At 64.2% G+C, this 14,372-nt stretch carries 15 protein-coding genes; 7 read left to right on the top strand and 8 right to left on the bottom strand.

Annotation, left to right across the window (positions count from 1 at the left end; all coding sequences use genetic code 11):
- Positions 1–73: 73 nt before the first annotated feature.
- The 5 genes from ACILRC_RS13860 to ACILRC_RS13840 form a co-directional block, all read right to left on the bottom strand.
- A complete protein-coding gene (locus ACILRC_RS13860; RefSeq protein WP_395669967.1) occupies positions 74–628 on the bottom strand; it encodes a hypothetical protein in 555 nt (184 codons plus the stop codon).
- A 114-nt stretch (positions 629–742) separates the two neighbouring features.
- Entirely contained in the window at positions 743–1,081 is a 339-nt protein-coding gene (locus ACILRC_RS13855; RefSeq protein WP_395669966.1) for a hypothetical protein, read from the bottom strand.
- A gap of 55 nt (positions 1,082–1,136) precedes the next feature.
- Entirely contained in the window at positions 1,137–1,979 is an 843-nt protein-coding gene (locus ACILRC_RS13850) for a 2OG-Fe(II) oxygenase family protein (RefSeq protein WP_395669965.1), read from the bottom strand.
- A 48-nt stretch (positions 1,980–2,027) separates the two neighbouring features.
- Complete coding sequence (locus ACILRC_RS13845) at positions 2,028–3,020, bottom strand: nucleoside hydrolase (RefSeq protein ID WP_395669964.1); 993 nt, start codon at positions 3,018–3,020, stop codon at positions 2,028–2,030.
- Between the two features lie 17 nt (positions 3,021–3,037).
- Positions 3,038–3,988, bottom strand: coding sequence for a ribokinase (locus ACILRC_RS13840; RefSeq protein ID WP_395669963.1), 951 nt, complete (start codon positions 3,986–3,988; stop codon positions 3,038–3,040).
- 11 nt (positions 3,989–3,999) lie between these two features.
- Here ACILRC_RS13840 and ACILRC_RS13835 point away from each other — a divergent pair, with 11 nt between their 5' ends.
- The 6 genes from ACILRC_RS13835 to ACILRC_RS13810 all read left to right on the top strand — a co-directional run bounded on the left by ACILRC_RS13835 (position 4,000) and on the right by ACILRC_RS13810 (position 10,627).
- Positions 4,000–4,977: a PfkB family carbohydrate kinase gene (locus ACILRC_RS13835; protein ID WP_395669962.1), complete on the top strand. Its 978-nt coding sequence runs from the start codon at positions 4,000–4,002 to the stop codon at positions 4,975–4,977.
- A gap of 42 nt (positions 4,978–5,019) precedes the next feature.
- The gene (locus ACILRC_RS13830) at positions 5,020–5,937 is read left to right on the top strand and encodes a pseudouridine-5'-phosphate glycosidase (RefSeq protein WP_395669961.1); all 918 of its coding nucleotides are present in this window, start codon (positions 5,020–5,022) and stop codon (positions 5,935–5,937) included.
- Between the two features lie 68 nt (positions 5,938–6,005).
- A complete protein-coding gene (locus ACILRC_RS13825; protein WP_395669960.1) occupies positions 6,006–6,986 on the top strand; it encodes a BMP family protein in 981 nt (326 codons plus the stop codon).
- A gap of 7 nt (positions 6,987–6,993) precedes the next feature.
- Positions 6,994–8,559, top strand: a complete 1,566-nt coding sequence (locus ACILRC_RS13820; protein ID WP_395669959.1) for an ABC transporter ATP-binding protein — start codon at positions 6,994–6,996, stop codon at positions 8,557–8,559.
- A complete protein-coding gene (locus ACILRC_RS13815; RefSeq protein ID WP_395669958.1) occupies positions 8,556–9,674 on the top strand; it encodes an ABC transporter permease in 1,119 nt (372 codons plus the stop codon). Before ACILRC_RS13820 ends, ACILRC_RS13815 begins: the two co-directional genes overlap by 4 nt.
- A complete protein-coding gene (locus ACILRC_RS13810; RefSeq protein ID WP_395669957.1) occupies positions 9,659–10,627 on the top strand; it encodes an ABC transporter permease in 969 nt (322 codons plus the stop codon). The genes ACILRC_RS13815 and ACILRC_RS13810 overlap by 16 nt, the downstream gene beginning before the upstream one ends.
- Before the next feature lie 21 nt (positions 10,628–10,648).
- Here the strand turns inward: ACILRC_RS13810 and ACILRC_RS13805 are convergent, their stop codons facing one another.
- Positions 10,649–12,343 carry an FAD-dependent oxidoreductase gene (locus ACILRC_RS13805; RefSeq protein WP_395669956.1) on the bottom strand — a complete coding sequence of 565 codons (1,695 nt, stop codon included), beginning with the start codon at positions 12,341–12,343 and terminating at the stop codon, positions 10,649–10,651.
- A gap of 13 nt (positions 12,344–12,356) precedes the next feature.
- Positions 12,357–12,629, bottom strand: coding sequence for an oxidative damage protection protein (locus ACILRC_RS13800; RefSeq protein WP_395669955.1), 273 nt, complete (start codon positions 12,627–12,629; stop codon positions 12,357–12,359).
- A gap of 184 nt (positions 12,630–12,813) precedes the next feature.
- On the opposite strand from ACILRC_RS13800, the gene ACILRC_RS13795 reads away from it, so the two are divergent.
- Entirely contained in the window at positions 12,814–13,326 is a 513-nt protein-coding gene (locus ACILRC_RS13795; protein ID WP_395669954.1) for a disulfide bond formation protein B, read from the top strand.
- Positions 13,327–13,355: 29 nt separating this feature from the next.
- Here ACILRC_RS13795 and ACILRC_RS13790 read toward each other — a convergent pair whose 3' ends face one another.
- On the bottom strand, positions 13,356–14,339 hold the full coding sequence (locus ACILRC_RS13790; RefSeq protein WP_395669983.1) for a formylglycine-generating enzyme family protein: 984 nt from the start codon (positions 14,337–14,339) through the stop codon (positions 13,356–13,358).
- Between the last annotated feature and the right edge of the window lie 33 nt (positions 14,340–14,372).

Here is a 14,372-nt window from a genome sequence, read left to right as displayed (position 1 = left end):
CGTAATCTCGTTTGCTTCCCAGTTGGGAGGTGGTGTTGCGATCTGAATATGCAATAGTCAACTCAACCGAAGGCTATTTCAGTGGAGGCAGTTTGGTAGACAGTCGCATGGGTAAGCCATTAAGCAATACAGCTCGACTGGATTGCCAAAACGCAGAAAGTAGAAGGAGGGCTGCCCCAACTATAGTACCTGCAATTGAAAATGCCAGTGAAACGTGCCCGAAAGATTCTAAAAACACACTGAATGAATAAACAACATAAGCAAGAGCGGAAACCATCAATGCACGGCGATCAATTGCAATCGAGACAACAGTCAACAACAAATATGTAAGTGCAACTACCATAGTCACAGTGAAGTTATTTTCTCCCTTCATCACACCTAAAATGGAAAAAATAGGATGAACAATCAATGGGGCTGATATAAGGTGCAACCAAAAGGCAACATCAGACTTTCTTGTTACTCTGTTCGTGTCCTTTATGTCCCAAAGCATTGCGGTCGCAAAGGAAAGCAAGCCGCCCATGAAAAGCATTAAAAGTGACCAGTCTTCAGCCTTTGGAAATAATGCCAAAACAGTAGCATAGATTGAGCCAATGAGAACTACTGCACTTGCAGCGATGGTGATCGGCACACCATACCTGCGCCAATGAAAATAACATCCGATTAAGCTAGTGCAGCCAGCAGCGAAGACGGGTACCCAGCCAGTTTTCATTCCTAGTGCATTTAATGCAATGTCAACAAAAAATTATGTACTTGCAACAAAAGTTGTAAGTAGAAAAATGGCAGGTAGCGCCATTCTTCTTTTCAGCACAAAGAACTCGGATAAGCCCAATGAGATAACTGCGATAGCCAACGAACTTAAACTGAGATAATTGGGATAACCAATCCAAGCAACTGATAACAGTAGCAATCCACAAGCAATCGTGACAAATATGTCGTTAAAGCCCGTCACCAGTCGAAAGTGCTCTTCATCTGCACCGCTCAAGTTTTGTTCGCTTAACACCAAGGAGCGGAACTTGTTCACGGCATCTTCACTGAATATGCCAGCTCGGATAGCCGAGGAAAGGTTTTCATCGGTGTACATGAATATGTCCTCTTGATTTACTTTATTCTGGTTTTTGATCTACAAAGGCAAGCGTTCACCCCACCCCCCGCAACTCCCGCATCCGCTCATCAAAATAACTCCCCACCGTATGCCGCGCCGACAGCACCACTTCGCGTCGGGGGTGTAGGAATAAGGGAAGCGATATGCGTGACTTCTTAGCAGCTTCGCCTACGGGGTTGAGCACCCGGTGCACGGTCGAGGGGTAGTAGCCGCCGGAGGCTTCTTCCAACATGTCGCCGATGTTGACGATCAAGAGGCCGAAGTCGCAGGGCACGTCTGACCACTGCTGGTCTTGGCCCAGCACCTGCAGGCCCGGCTCGGTGGCTGCGGGCAGGATGGTCAGCAGGTTGATGTCGCCGTGCGCTGCCGCGCGCACTGCGCCGGGTTCTTCCTGGCCGGTCAGCGGCGGGTAGTGCAGCACGCGCAGCAGGGTGTGGTCGCTGCCGTCGAGCATGCGGGGCAGGGGCATGGAGTAGCGGGCCTGCACCTCGGCGGGTGAGTGTGCCTCTACCCAGCCCAGCAAGGTCGCCGCCAGGGCACTAGCTTCTGTGTAGTAGCGCCGGGCCGCGTCGCTGACCTCGGCGGGGTAGCGGCCCCAGGGGTAGATGTGGAAGAACTCTTTGACGTCCTTTTTGGTGTGGTTCTTGGCCGTCTCCGAGACGGCGGGCGAAAAGTAGCCGTCAAACTTCACCGGGTCTTGGGCGTACTGCGCTTTGGCGTCCGATTGAAAAAACGCCAGCCACTCGGCGTAAATGCCTTCTACCAGTGACTGCTGCAGCGGGTGGTTTTTGAGCACACCAAACCCGGTGGTGTGCAAGCTGGTGCAAAACTCTTGCGCGGCGCTGGGGCTCTGAAAATCGACAACAGGCAGGTGCATGGCAATTCCTTCTGGCGTTAGGTGTTACCGGTTCACTTGGTGGCCCCGCTAGCGCGTCAGCCAGGGGCCCAGCAGGGTTTGCTCGATGGCCTCACGGCAGGCGTCGGCCTGCACCTGCATGCAGACGGTGGTGTCGCCCACGTTGTCGTCCCAGCCAGCTTGCGGGTAATCGATGCGCTTGCGCCGCAGCATGGTCTGGCCCTGCGCCAGGCCGTCCACCGCCACCCGCACGCGGCCGGTTTCGGTGCCAAAGAGGTGGGGGTGGGTCAGGACCAAAAAGGCCAGCACATCGTGGCCAAAGCAGCCGTGCACCTGGGCCACATGCGGGTACAGCCCGCTGTAGAAGTTGGCGTAAAAGCCCACCGCATGCAGCAGCGCATCGGTGGCCGGGTGGCGCTGTTGCTCGGCAATGCGCTTGAACAGCGCCACCGGCAAGATCAGCCGGTGCGTCACATCCAGCCCGACCATGGTCAGCTTCCAACCGGCGGTGAACACGCGGTCGGCGGCGTGCGGGTCGTTCCAGATGTTGGCCTCGGCCACTGGGGACACGTTGCCCGGCTCCAGCACGGTGCCGCCCATCAGCACCACCTCGCGCAGCAGGGTGGGCAATGCAGGTTCTAGTGCCAGCGCCAGCGCCAGGTTGCCCAAGGGACCCACGGCCACCAGCGTGATTTCGCCGGGGTGCGCGCGCGCCATGTCCACAATGAATTGCGCCGAGCTGCGCGGGTCCAGCCGGTTGCGCGTGGGCAGGCGCGAGGGCAGGTTGCCCAGGCCGTCGGCACCGTGGATGTGGTCGGGCGGTGCCTCGCCGTGCTTGCCCCAGGGCGCGGCGATGCCTTGGGTAACGGGTATGTCGCGCTGCGCAATGGCCGTGAGGTACAGCGCGTTGGTGGCGGCTTGCGCCACGGTCACGTTGCCAAAGGTGGTGGTGATGCCCACCACCTCAATGGCCGGGTGCGCCAGCGCGTAGTACAGCGCCATGGCGTCGTCTACGCCGGGGTCGGTGTCGTAGATGACTTTGGTGGGGGCGGTGGTTTGCATAGGGTGTTGGAGTGGGTTCAAGAAGTGGTTGTGGTGCAGTAGCGCTGCAGGGCTGCGTGGTCGGCGGGGGTGGCCGGGGCTTGGTCGGCCAGGAAGGCGTCCACCGCCTCCGCGCTGGGGATGCTGGACTGCGCGCCCAGCTGCAAGCAGGCCAGGGCGGCTGCGGCGCAGGCCCGCGCCAGTGCGCCCGCAGCGTCACTGCCCTGGGCCATCGCCGCCACCAGCGCGCCGCAAAAGGTGTCGCCCGCGCCGGTGGTGTCCACCGGGGTGATGGCAAAGCCGGGTTGGTAGATCAGCGTGCCTTGGTGGCGCATGCAGCAGCCGCGGTGGCCCAAGGTCACCACCACGGTGGGCACCGCGATGCGTTGCAGGCATTCCGCAATGCTGCCCTGGTGGCCAGCCACGGCGGCCAGCTCCCCTTCGTTGACCACCAGTACATCGGTCAGCGCCAGCAGCGCCGGTGGCAGTGGCTGGGCGGGCGCTGCGTTGAGGACCACCACCAGGCCAGCATTCTGGCCCGCCTGTGCATAGGCCTGCACCGTCTCCAGCGGAATTTCGAGTTGCATCAGCAGGTGGGTGAAGCCCTCCAGGCCAGTGGCGTGGCTGTGCCAGTGCTCGGGGCGCAGCGTGGCATTGGCGCCGGGTGCCACGGTGATGGCGTTTTCACCGCCATCAGACACGCAGATGAACGCGCAGCCGGTGGGCTCATTGGCGCTAGGCACTTCATGCAACACCACCCCGGCTTCGCGCAACGAGGTTTGCAGTGGCTGCGCAAATGCGTCGTTGCCCAGCGCCACCAGCATGTGGGTGACGGCGCCGCCTGCGCGCGCGCAGGCCACTGCCTGGTTGGCGCCCTTGCCGCCGGGGAAAGTTTGGAAGTTGCGTCCCAGCACGGTTTCGCCGGGTTGCGGGATGTGGTTTGCCTGCACCACGAAGTCCAAATTGGCCGAGCCTGCTACCAGTATCATCGCCGCCTCATATGCCTAAAACGCACCATTGTGCCGAAACCCAAACCCCTGTGGACGGGGCGGTTGCGGCACCCACCCAGCCCTCGGTGGTGGTGGTCGGTGGTGCCAACATGGACATCATTGCGCAGACGCCCGGCGCCCCCCTGGCCGGCGACTCCACGCCAGGCGCCATTGGCTGCAGCCCCGGCGGCGTAGGCCGCAATATTGCAGAAAACCTGGCCCGTTTGGGCCTTCCCACCGCGCTGCTGACGGTGCTGGCCGATGACACCTTTGGCCACGCGGTGCTGGCCGACGCGGCGCAGTGCGGCATCGACACCAGCGGCTGCCTGGTGCTGGCGGGTGGCCGCAGCCCAAGCTACCTGGCAGTGCACGGCGCGCAGGGCGAACTGGCCCTGGCGGTGAACGACATGGACTTGCTGGATGCGTTGACGCCCGCTTACCTGCAGTCGCAGTGGGCGCGTGTGCAGCAAGCGGCCTTCGCTGTGCTGGATTGCAACCTGGCCGCTCCCACCATCGACTGGTTGCTGACCCGCAGCCCTTCCATCCACTGGTGTGTGGACGCCGTATCGGTGGCCAAGTGCCACAAGCTGCGCCAGCACCTGCACCGCATCCACACCCTCAAGCTCAATGCCCTGGAAGCCCAGGCACTCAGCGGCCTGCCGGTTGATTCCATCGCGCAGGCGCGTGCGGCTGCGCTCGCCCTGTGCGCCGCAGGCGTGGGCCAGGTAGTACTCAGCCTGGGCGCGCAAGGCGCGGTGTGGGCGCAAGGTCGCGACGCGGGCGCGTGCGCGGCGCGACCCACGGCGGTGGTGAACACCGCAGGCGCGGGCGACGCCATGCTGGCCGGCTTGGTTTACGCCCAGTTGCAAGCCTGGCCCCTGCCGCAGGCACTGCCCTGGGCCATGGCCTGCGCCGAGCTGACGCTGGGCAGCGCCTCGGCCACTTACAAGGATTTGTCGGTGCAGCGCGTACGCGAGATGCTTTCGTAACCCATTCACTCTCTGCATGCCCAAGTGCTTGCAAGCCAACCCATGTCCCTCAACCCCTACCTAGACACCACGCCCGAAGTGCAACAGGCCCAAGACGCGGGCCGCCCTGTGGTGGCGCTGGAGTCCACCATCATTTCGCACGGCATGCCCTACCCGGACAACGTGCGAACTGCGCTGCAGGTGGAGGCTGAGGTGCGCCGCGCCGGGGCCACGCCGGCCACGGTGGCCATCGTCAAAGGGCGGCTGAAAGCAGGCTTGTCGGGCGCAGAGATCGAGCAGCTAGGTCAGTCCGGGCGCAGCGTCAGCAAGGTCAGTCGGCGCGATATTCCGTTTTTGGTAGCGAGCGGGGCGACTGGCGCAACTACCGTGGCCGCCACCATGGTGATTGCCGCCATGGCGGGCATCCGCGTGTTTGCCACCGGCGGCATCGGTGGGGTGCACCGTGGCGCAACCGAGAGTTTTGATGTGTCGGCCGACCTGCAGGAGCTGGCGCACACGCCGGTGGCGGTGGTGTGTGCCGGGGCTAAATCGATTCTGGATTTGGGCCTGACGCTGGAGTACCTGGAGACCCATGGTGTGCCCGTCATCGGCTACCAGACCGATACCTTGCCCGCCTTTTTCAGCCGCGAGAGCCGCTTTGCGGTGGACTACCGCCTCGATACCCCTGAAGCGATTGCGCGGGTGCTGGACACCAAATGGCAGTTGGGCCTGCGCGGCGGCGCGGTCATTGCCAACCCCATTGCGCCCGAGCACGCCATGCCCAGCTCCGCCATCGATCACGCCATTGCGCAGGCGCTGGACGAGGCCCGCCAGCAAGGTATTGGTGGCAAAGAGACCACTCCGTTTTTGCTGGAGCGCATCGGCGCGCTGACGGAGGGCAGCAGCCTGGCAGCCAATATCGCGTTGGTGCTGGGCAACGCCAGGCTGGCCAGCGCGATCGCAAGTGCCTTGGGCCGATAAATGCAAAGTACTTTTTTTAATTAGGTAAGATGATTTTTTTCAACCCCGCTCTATATGGAGATCTTGCGATGACTTTTTCGAACCACCTGCGTCTTGGCGTCCTGGCTTCTGCATTGGCCGCCAGCTTTTCGGTCGCGGCCCAGCCGGCCATCATTTACGACATGGGCGGCAAGTTCGACAAGTCGTTCAACGAAGCCGCCTACAACGGCATGGAAAAGTGGAAGAAGGAAACCGGCAAGACCTACCTGGAGTTTGAAGTTTCCAACGAGTCGCAGCGCGAGCAAGCGGTGCGCCGCATGGCAGAAAAAGGTGCCAGCCCCATCATCGCCATGAGCTTCAGCCAGGCATCGGCCATCGAGAAAGTCGCCAAAGAATTCCCCAAGTTGCAGTTCGCCATCATTGACGACGTTGTCAAGTTGCCCAATGTGCAGTCCTTCGTTTTCAAGGAGCATGAAGGCAGCTTTTTGGTGGGCCTGATGGCAGCCAATGCCAGCAAGACCGGCAAAGTCGGTTTTGTGGGCGGCATGGACATTCCGCTGATCCGCAAGTTCCAGTGCGGCTACGAGCAAGGCGCCAAGTTTGCCAACCCCAAGGCCGAAGTCTTCGCCAACATGACCGGCACCACCGGCGCAGCGTGGAACGATCCGGCCCGTGGCGGCGAGCTGGCCAAGGCGCAGTTTTCCAAGGGCGCTGATGTGGTGTTTGCTGCCGCAGGCGGTACCGGCATCGGCGTGTACCAGGCCGCTAAAGACGGCGGCAAGCTGGCCATTGGTGTAGATAGCAACCAAAACCACCTGCACCCCGGCACCATGCTCACCTCCATGCTCAAGCGCGTGGATGTGGCCGTGTACAACGTGTCCAAGAAGTTCACCCCCGGTGTGTCCGTGTTGGGCCTGAAGGAAGACGGCGTGGGCTATGCCATGGACGCCAACAACGCTAAGCTGGTAACTGCCGACATGAAGAAGAAGGTGGACGCCGCCAAGGCCGACATCATCAGCGGCAAGATCAAGGTGGCGGACTACATGGTGGACAACGCCTGCAAGTACTGATTGCAGGATGCGCTCTGAGTCCGGCGCTCCAGCGCCCGCCGATGCCGGGATTGCCGTGCAAATGCACGGCATCCACAAGCGCTTCGGCGCAGTGCTGGCCAACGACAACGTCGATCTGACGGTGCGCGCTGGCACGGTGCACGGCATCGTGGGCGAAAACGGCGCGGGCAAAAGCACCCTGATGTCGGTGCTCTACGGCTTCTACCGGGCCGACCAGGGCAGCATTGCGGTGTTGGGCCAGAGCGTCGATATCCGCAACGCGCAAGACGCTATCGGCCACGGCATCGGCATGGTGCACCAGCATTTCATGCTGGTCGAGACCCTGAGCGCTATCGACAACGTGATGCTGGGTGCCGAGCCGCATTGGCTCTTGCACCACGCAACGGCCACGGTGCGCGAGCGTCTGGTGGCGCTGATGGAGTCCACCGGTTTGCAAGTGCAGCTCGATGCGCTGGCCGGTGACCTCGCGGTGGGCGACCGCCAACGGCTCGAGATTCTCAAAGCGCTATACCGGGGCGCCAAGGTGCTGGTGCTCGACGAGCCCACAGCGGTGCTCACCCCGCAGGAAACCCAGCAACTGTTTGCGGTGCTGCGCGTGCTGCGCGACCAGGGCACCACCGTCATCCTCATCACCCACAAGCTCAAGGAAGTCATGGCCCTGTGCGACTTTGTCACCGTGATGCGCGGCGGCAAGGTGGTGCAGGACCTGCCCATTGCACAGGCCACCATCGAAGGCCTGGCCCAGGCCATGGTGGGGCGCAAGGTGCAAATGGGCCGCCAGGCCGATGCCAGCGCACGTGCCGGTGGCGGCGAGCTGCGTTTGCAAACCCACCAGATCGAGGTGCGCGACGCCTGGAACGTGGTGCGCCTGCAAGGCATCGACCTAGGCTTGCGCGCTGGCGAGATCGTCGGCGTGGCCGGGGTGTCGGGCAATGGGCAGAGCGAGCTTCTCGATGTGCTCTCTGGCCTGGTGCAGCCCAGTGCGGGCCGACTGACAGTGGGCGACCAGGAGTTTGGCCCCGAGCGGCCACTGGACCCGCAGCAGGCGCGTGCGCTGCACATCGCCCACGTGCCTGAAGACCGGCATGCGCGCGCGCTGGTGATGCCGTTTGTGGCCTGGGAGTCGGCCATCTTGGGCTACGACGCCCTGCCGCGCTACCGCAGTGGCGGCTGGCTCAAGCACGGTGCCATGCGCGCGGCCACCACAGAGATGATGGAGCGCTTTGACGTGCGCCCGCGCAACGCCGAGCTGCAAAGCAGCAAGTTTTCTGGCGGCAACCAGCAAAAGCTGGTGCTGGCGCGCGAGCTGGGGCAAGCGCCCCAAATTCTTTTGGTGGGCCAGCCCACGCGTGGCGTGGACATTGGCGCCATCGAGTTCATTTACAGCCAGTTGCGCGCGATGCGCGATGCGGGTTGTGCGGTGTTGGTGGTGTCTAGCGAGCTGGACGAAATCTTGGCCCTGTCTGACCGGGTGGTGGTCATGAACCAGGGCCGCATCGCCGGGACCTTGGCCATCGAAGACTGCACCGAGGCGCGCCTGGGCATGCTCATGACCGGCGGGGCGGTGCAATGAGCGCGCCGCAGACACTGCCGCGCTGGGCCGATCTGGTCTTGCTGCCTGCAGTGTGTCTGGCCGTGGCGCTGCTGGCCGCTGCAGCAGTGGTGGCGCTGGTGGGCCAAAGCCCCAGCGAGGTGCTGACCGTGCTGGTCAAGGGCGCGTTTGGAACCCAGCGCAACCTGAGCTACACCCTGTACTACGCCACCACTTTCATCTTCACCGGCTTGGCGGTGGCGGTGGCCTTCCACGGCGGGCTGTTCAACATCGGCGGCGAGGGGCAGGCCATCATGGGCGGGCTGGGCGCGGGTTTGGTGGCGCTGTGGCTCTCAACCAGTCTGCCGGCCTGGGCGATGCTGCCGCTGATGCTGGCCGCCGGTGCGATGTTCGGCATGGTGTGGGCGGCCATTCCCGCCTACTTGCAAGCCTACCGTGGCAGCCATGTGGTGATCACCACCATCATGTTCAACTTCATTGCCAGCTCCGTGCTTGTGTACCTATTGGTCAACCAATTGCGCCCGCCGGGGGAAATGGCGATCGAGAGCGCGCCGTTTGCGCCCTCCGCCAAGTTGCCCAGCATGCACGATGCGATGGGCTGGCTGGGGATTGAATGGCCGCGCTCGCCGCTCAACCTCAGCTTGCTGCTGGCGCTGGCCGCCTGTGTGGCGGTGTACCTGTTTTTGTGGCGTTCGCGGGCCGGCTACCGGCTGCGCGCCGTGGGCGCCAGCCCCAGCGCTGCCGACTACGCGGGCATCCACTCGCGCCACCAAGTGGTGGTGGCGATGGCGGTGTCGGGCGCCTTGGCTGGCATGGTGGCGATGAATGAGATTGCCGGTGTGAGCGGCAAGCTGCTGCTGGAGTACGTTAGCGGTGCGGGCTTTACCGGCATTGCGGTGGCGCTGATGGGCCGCAACCACCCGGTGGGGATTGTGGCGGCCAGTCTGCTGTTTGGCGCGCTGTTCCAGGGCGGCGCGGAGGTGGCGTTTGATGTGCCGGGCTTTAGCCGCGACATGGTGGTCATGCTGCAGGGCTTCATTGTGTTGTTCTCTGGGGCGCTCACCTATGCGATTGCGCCCTTGTTGGTCTGGGTGTTGGGCCGCTTGCCTGGGAGGCTGCTGTGGACGAAAGCCTGATCGCGGCCATGCTGGCCTCCACGTTGCGGGTGTCCACGCCGCTGATTCTGTGTGCCTTGGCCGGGCTGTTTGCCGAGCGCGCTGGCGTGGTCGATATTGGGCTGGAAGGCAAGATGCTGTTTGCCGCCTTTGCCGCCGGGGCGGCGGGTGCGGCCATGGGCTCGACCGCCATTGCATTGGCTGCGGCCATCGGCATCGCGGTGGCGCTGTCGTGGTTGCACGGGCTGGCCTGCGTGAGCTACCCCGGCAACCAGGTGGTCTCGGGGGTTGCCATCAACATCATTGCGGCGGGCATGACGGTGGTGCTGGGCATTGCCTGGTTCTCCCAGGGCGGGCAGACCCCGGCTTTGTCTTCGGAGGTGAGGCTGCAGGCGTTGTTCCCAGATGCGCAAACATGGTTGTCTGGCGTGCCCTGGCTCGGGCGCATCGTGGGCGAGGGTTTGCTGTCGCACAACGGGCTGGCTTACCTGGCGTATGCGCTGGTGCCGCTGGTGTGGTGGGTGGTGTTTCGCACCCGCTTTGGGCTGCGGCTGCGCGCGGTGGGCGAGAACCCGCACATGGTGGACGCCGCCGGTGTGTCGGTGCGCGGCATCCGCTACGCCGCCCTGACCATCAACGGCATGCTGTGCGGCCTGGCCGGTAGCTACCTGGTGTTGGCGCAGAGCGCCAACTTCTCGCAAAACATGTCGGCTGGGCGCGGCTTCATGGCGCTGGCAGCGCTGATCTTTGGCCGCTGGCACCCGGTCGGCGCGCTGTGGGCTTGCTTGTTGTTCGGTTTTCTCGATGCGTCTGCCATCCGCATGCAGGGCGTGGCCCTGCCGGTGGTGGGCGAGGTGCCGGTGCAGTTCATCCAGGCATTGCCCTACGTGCTTACGGTGGTGCTGTTGGCTGGCTTCATTGGCAAAGCGGTTGCGCCCCAGGCGCTGGGCAAGCCGTATTTGAAAGAGCGCTGAGGCGGTAGGCGCGCCGCTGGCCTAACTTTTCAGCCGCTGGCTGTGCAACTGGCGGGCCAGCGAAGCCTCCAGCGGCCAGGGCTCTGCGCCCATCTGTGCCACCAGCAGTTCCGCGCACAGCGCCGCTAGGCCCAAACCGCGCGAGCCTAGCCCTGCAATCATCCATACCGTGGGCGCGCTGCCAGGTTCCACTGGCCCCACCAGCGGCAACCGGTCCCAAGTAGCGCAGCGGGTGTTGTGCCAGTGGCCCAGCGGGCCCTGCGCAAACGCCTGGGCCAATGCATCCTTGCACTGCGGTAAAAGCTGCACCAACTTATCGAAATTGGCTTGGTGCTGCTGCGCGGCGTCGGCGGTGCGCGAGGCATCGCTCTCGTACGTGGCCCCAGCGATCCAACGCGGGCCATCCGGGCCGTGCACCCAGGGGATGAAGCTGCCGCGTCCGTTGACTGGGACCTTGGGCAGGCTTTGGTCGCCGTGGCTGCCGAGGCTGACGCTGCCATGCAGCTGCTGCAGGCGCTCAAGCGCACGGACCACGGCGGCGTCCACCTGCAGTTGTGTGGCCTTGGCTTGCAGCACCGCTTTGCAGCCGTGGGCGTTGGCCAGCACCACCACCTCGGCGCGTCCCAGTTCGTGTGCGTGTGCATCCATTAGCTGCCAGTCCGAGCCATCGCGTTGCAGGGCGTGCACAGCGGACGCTGGGACGAACCGAATCGACGGGTGCGCCAGCCACGCTTGCACCATGCTGGCTGGCTTGATCCAAGCGGCATGTGGGTGCCAGCGGGTGGCCTCCATGTTCTGTGCGCGGTCGCGCCGGTGCTCCAACACCCCGGTCAGGTCCCAGTCGCGCCCGCGCGCCAAACGCTGCTCGGCTTGGGCCAGCATCAGCCGGGTGCCACGGCGCAGCAGCTGGGAGCGCGCGCCGTCATCGGCGGAGACCAGGGGCGCCACCAAGCCTGCGGGCAGTCCCGATGCACCTTGGGCGGGCTCGGTGTGTTGGTCGTACACGTCCACTTGCCAGCCGCGCTCAGCCAGCGCCCGCGCCATCGCTGCGCCCGCCAGGCCTGCGCCGACCACGGCGCAGCGCCCCACTGGCAGCGCGGCGGGCTGTGCCTGCTGGCGGGTGTTGCTCCAGCGCGGCACGTACACCGCCAGCCGCTGGGCCGGCAACTTGGGCAGATCGGCGGCGCTGGCCCAGTCCAATCCGACCTCGCGCATGGCGTCGGGCGTCAGGCCCTGCGCATCTGGAAAGTGCAGCTGCGTGCCAGGCCGGCAACAGCGTGCCAAGGCTTTGAGCCACCAACGGTCCCAGTGGCTGCGGTCGCTTGCGGCCAAGATGTGGTCGGCGCGCAGCCGCAGTTCGCCCAACATCTGCAGCGGCGCACCGACGCACAGCGTGAGCAACACCTGCTGATCGGTCAGCACCACGCGGTGCAGGCCTGCGTCCAGCGTGTCGAAAGCGGCTGCACCCAGGACATGATTGAGATGGCCCAAATCTGCGGCGTTGGTATCCGGCGGCAGCAAGGCGACGTAATGCAGGATGCGTGGCCGCAAAGGGCTGTGCTGCCACGCGTGCAGCACCGCGCCAAAGCGGTCTGTGCTGAACTGGGTATCAAGCCTAGTAAGTAACTCAGTGTCGAGGAGGGTGCTGCCGGCCGAGCCGGCCTGGGCCTGCCAGTCAGCCTGGAGCAACGCGACCAGCCGCGGGTCTGCGTCCAAGGGGGGCGGGGGCTCAGGCGGTGGGGGGAACGTAGCCTTGGGCGGCATCGGCGCCGCTGCCAAAAAAGTGGGCTTCCATCTGGCGGGCCAGGTACTGGCGGGCGCGGGCGTCGGCCAGGTTGAGGCGGTTTTCGTTGACCAGCATGGTTTGGTGTTTGAGCCAAGCCGCCCAGGCCTCTTGGCTGACGCTTTCCCAGATGCGTTTGCCCAGCTCGCCGGGGTAGGGCGGAAAGTCCAGGCCCTGTGCTTCTTTACCCAGTTTGATGCAGTTGACCGTGCGTGCCATGAAAGCCCTCAGTTGAAAACAGTGGCCGCGATCTTATTCGCTTTGCCAGATGCCTAGGCGGCGTCAGGGGCCACCGGCTCGGCGCAATAATCTGGCCTGCGTTGCATTGCAGCATGGCGTTGCTAAGCATGCTGCCGCGCACAGCCCCACGGCGCCACCGTCCCACAGCCTAGAGAACTGGACCATGAACCTACTCACCGAAACCCTGGACTACGCCCCCCGGCGCGTGTTTGCACTCATCAGCGTGCTGTGCGTGGCGATGCTGGGCTACGGCATGGTGTTGCAGCACGTGGTGGGGCTGGAGCCGTGCCCGATGTGCATCGTGCAGCGCTACGCCTTGGTGCTGCTGGCGCTGGTGGCCGCGCTGGCTGCTTGTGCCCGCCGCAGCGGTTGGCACCGTGCCGGGGCGCTGCTCTTGGTGGTGTTCGGTTTGGCCGGTGCGGGGGTGGCAGCGCGGCAAAGCTGGCTGCAGTGGTACCCGCCCGAGGTGGCTTCGTGCGGACGCGACCTGTGGGGCATGATCGACACCTTCCCGCTGGAGCGGGTCTTGCCCATGGTGTTTCGGGGCAGCGGCGACTGCAGCAAGATCGATTGGACCTTTTTAGGCGGCACGATTGCCAACTGGGCCTTCGCTTGGTTCATGGTCGTGGCGCTGCTGGCCGGCTGGATGCTGGTGCGCCACGTGCGGCGGGGGTGAAGGGGCGAGCGTCGGGCCCAATGTGAGACTCAAGGCTGCATGACTAGGCGCATGCCCACCAGGGTGTAGCGGGTCTGCGGCGAGTTCCAGTTGCGGTAGCTGGACCGCGCATACAGCGCCCAGGTGTGCCAAGAGCCGCCCCGGCGCACGTACTCGCCGCCTTCTGTGGGGCCAGTGGGGTCATTCACCGGCGACTTGGCGTAGTAGTCGGCGCCGTACAGGTCTTGCGTCCATTCCCACACGTTGCCATGCATGTCGTACAAGCCCCAGGCGTTGGGTGCAAAACTGGCCACCGGCGAGGTGAAGGCAAAGCCGTCCGACAAGGGCAGCGCGTGCGCGGCGAACTCGCTCCAGTAGGCTCGTGCGGATTGGTCAAAGGTGTTGGCCACCTGGCCCAGCGACTGCGGCGCGTCGCCGCTGTGGTAGCGGGTGCGGGTGCCCGCGCGTGCGGCGTACTCCCACTGGGCCTCGGTGGGCAATTGGTAGCGGCGGCCTTCTTGCTGGCTGAGCCACTGGGCCAGGGCCTGCGCGTCGTTCCAAGTGATGTTGACCACCGGGTGGCTGTCGGTTTGCGCAAAGCCGGGTTGCAGCCAGCTGTAGCGGGGGTCACGGCCTTCAAAAGCGTCGCCGCGCTTGGAGGTGGCCCGGTCGTACTGCGGGTTGTAGCCATAGCCCCCGGTGCCATCCGCAATCGATTCAGGCACATACCCCGAGCGCTCCACAAACCGGCGGAACTGCGCCACCGTGACCTCGGTGGCGCCCATATAGAAGTCGCGGGTGATGCGCACCTTGTGCGCCGGCGCTTCGTCGCTAAGTTCGCGCAGGCGCTCCAGGCCCATGCCGGGGAAGTCATGGTGCAGCGAGTCCAATGACTCACCGTTGCCCATCAAAAACTCGCCCGCAGGCAGGCGCACCATCGACATCCCTAAGGAATTGACCAGCACCGCTGGCCCACCTGCGCGTGCGCTCGGTGGCAGTGGCGCGCAGGCAAGCAATAACAACGCCGCCAGCATGGCGCCGCCTGTGCGGCGCAAGCGGCCGGATGT

The sequence above is a fragment of the Rhodoferax sp. genome (assembly GCF_044236835.1).
In the GTDB taxonomy this organism is placed as follows: Bacteria; Pseudomonadota; Gammaproteobacteria; order Burkholderiales; family Burkholderiaceae_C; genus Allorhodoferax.
This window is presented reverse-complemented; position numbering and strand designations above follow the sequence as displayed.

Excerpts from the sequence above, each read along its gene's own strand:
- ACILRC_RS13855 (WP_395669966.1), bottom strand. The coding sequence starts at position 1,081 with ATGTACACCGATGAAAACCTTTCCTCGGCTATCCGAGCTGGCATATTC.
- ACILRC_RS13850 (WP_395669965.1), bottom strand. The coding sequence starts at position 1,979 with ATGCACCTGCCTGTTGTCGATTTTCAGAGCCCCAGCGCCGCGCAAGAG.
- ACILRC_RS13845 (WP_395669964.1), bottom strand. The coding sequence starts at position 3,020 with ATGCAAACCACCGCCCCCACCAAAGTCATCTACGACACCGACCCCGGC.
- ACILRC_RS13840 (WP_395669963.1), bottom strand. The coding sequence starts at position 3,988 with ATGATACTGGTAGCAGGCTCGGCCAATTTGGACTTCGTGGTGCAGGCA.
- ACILRC_RS13835 (WP_395669962.1), top strand. The coding sequence starts at position 4,000 with ATGCCTAAAACGCACCATTGTGCCGAAACCCAAACCCCTGTGGACGGG.
- ACILRC_RS13830 (WP_395669961.1), top strand. The coding sequence starts at position 5,020 with ATGTCCCTCAACCCCTACCTAGACACCACGCCCGAAGTGCAACAGGCC.
- ACILRC_RS13825 (WP_395669960.1), top strand. The coding sequence starts at position 6,006 with ATGACTTTTTCGAACCACCTGCGTCTTGGCGTCCTGGCTTCTGCATTG.
- ACILRC_RS13820 (WP_395669959.1), top strand. The coding sequence starts at position 6,994 with ATGCGCTCTGAGTCCGGCGCTCCAGCGCCCGCCGATGCCGGGATTGCC.
- ACILRC_RS13815 (WP_395669958.1), top strand. The coding sequence starts at position 8,556 with ATGAGCGCGCCGCAGACACTGCCGCGCTGGGCCGATCTGGTCTTGCTG.
- ACILRC_RS13800 (WP_395669955.1), bottom strand. The coding sequence starts at position 12,629 with ATGGCACGCACGGTCAACTGCATCAAACTGGGTAAAGAAGCACAGGGC.
- ACILRC_RS13795 (WP_395669954.1), top strand. The coding sequence starts at position 12,814 with ATGAACCTACTCACCGAAACCCTGGACTACGCCCCCCGGCGCGTGTTT.
- ACILRC_RS13790 (WP_395669983.1), bottom strand. The coding sequence starts at position 14,339 with ATGCTGGCGGCGTTGTTATTGCTTGCCTGCGCGCCACTGCCACCGAGC.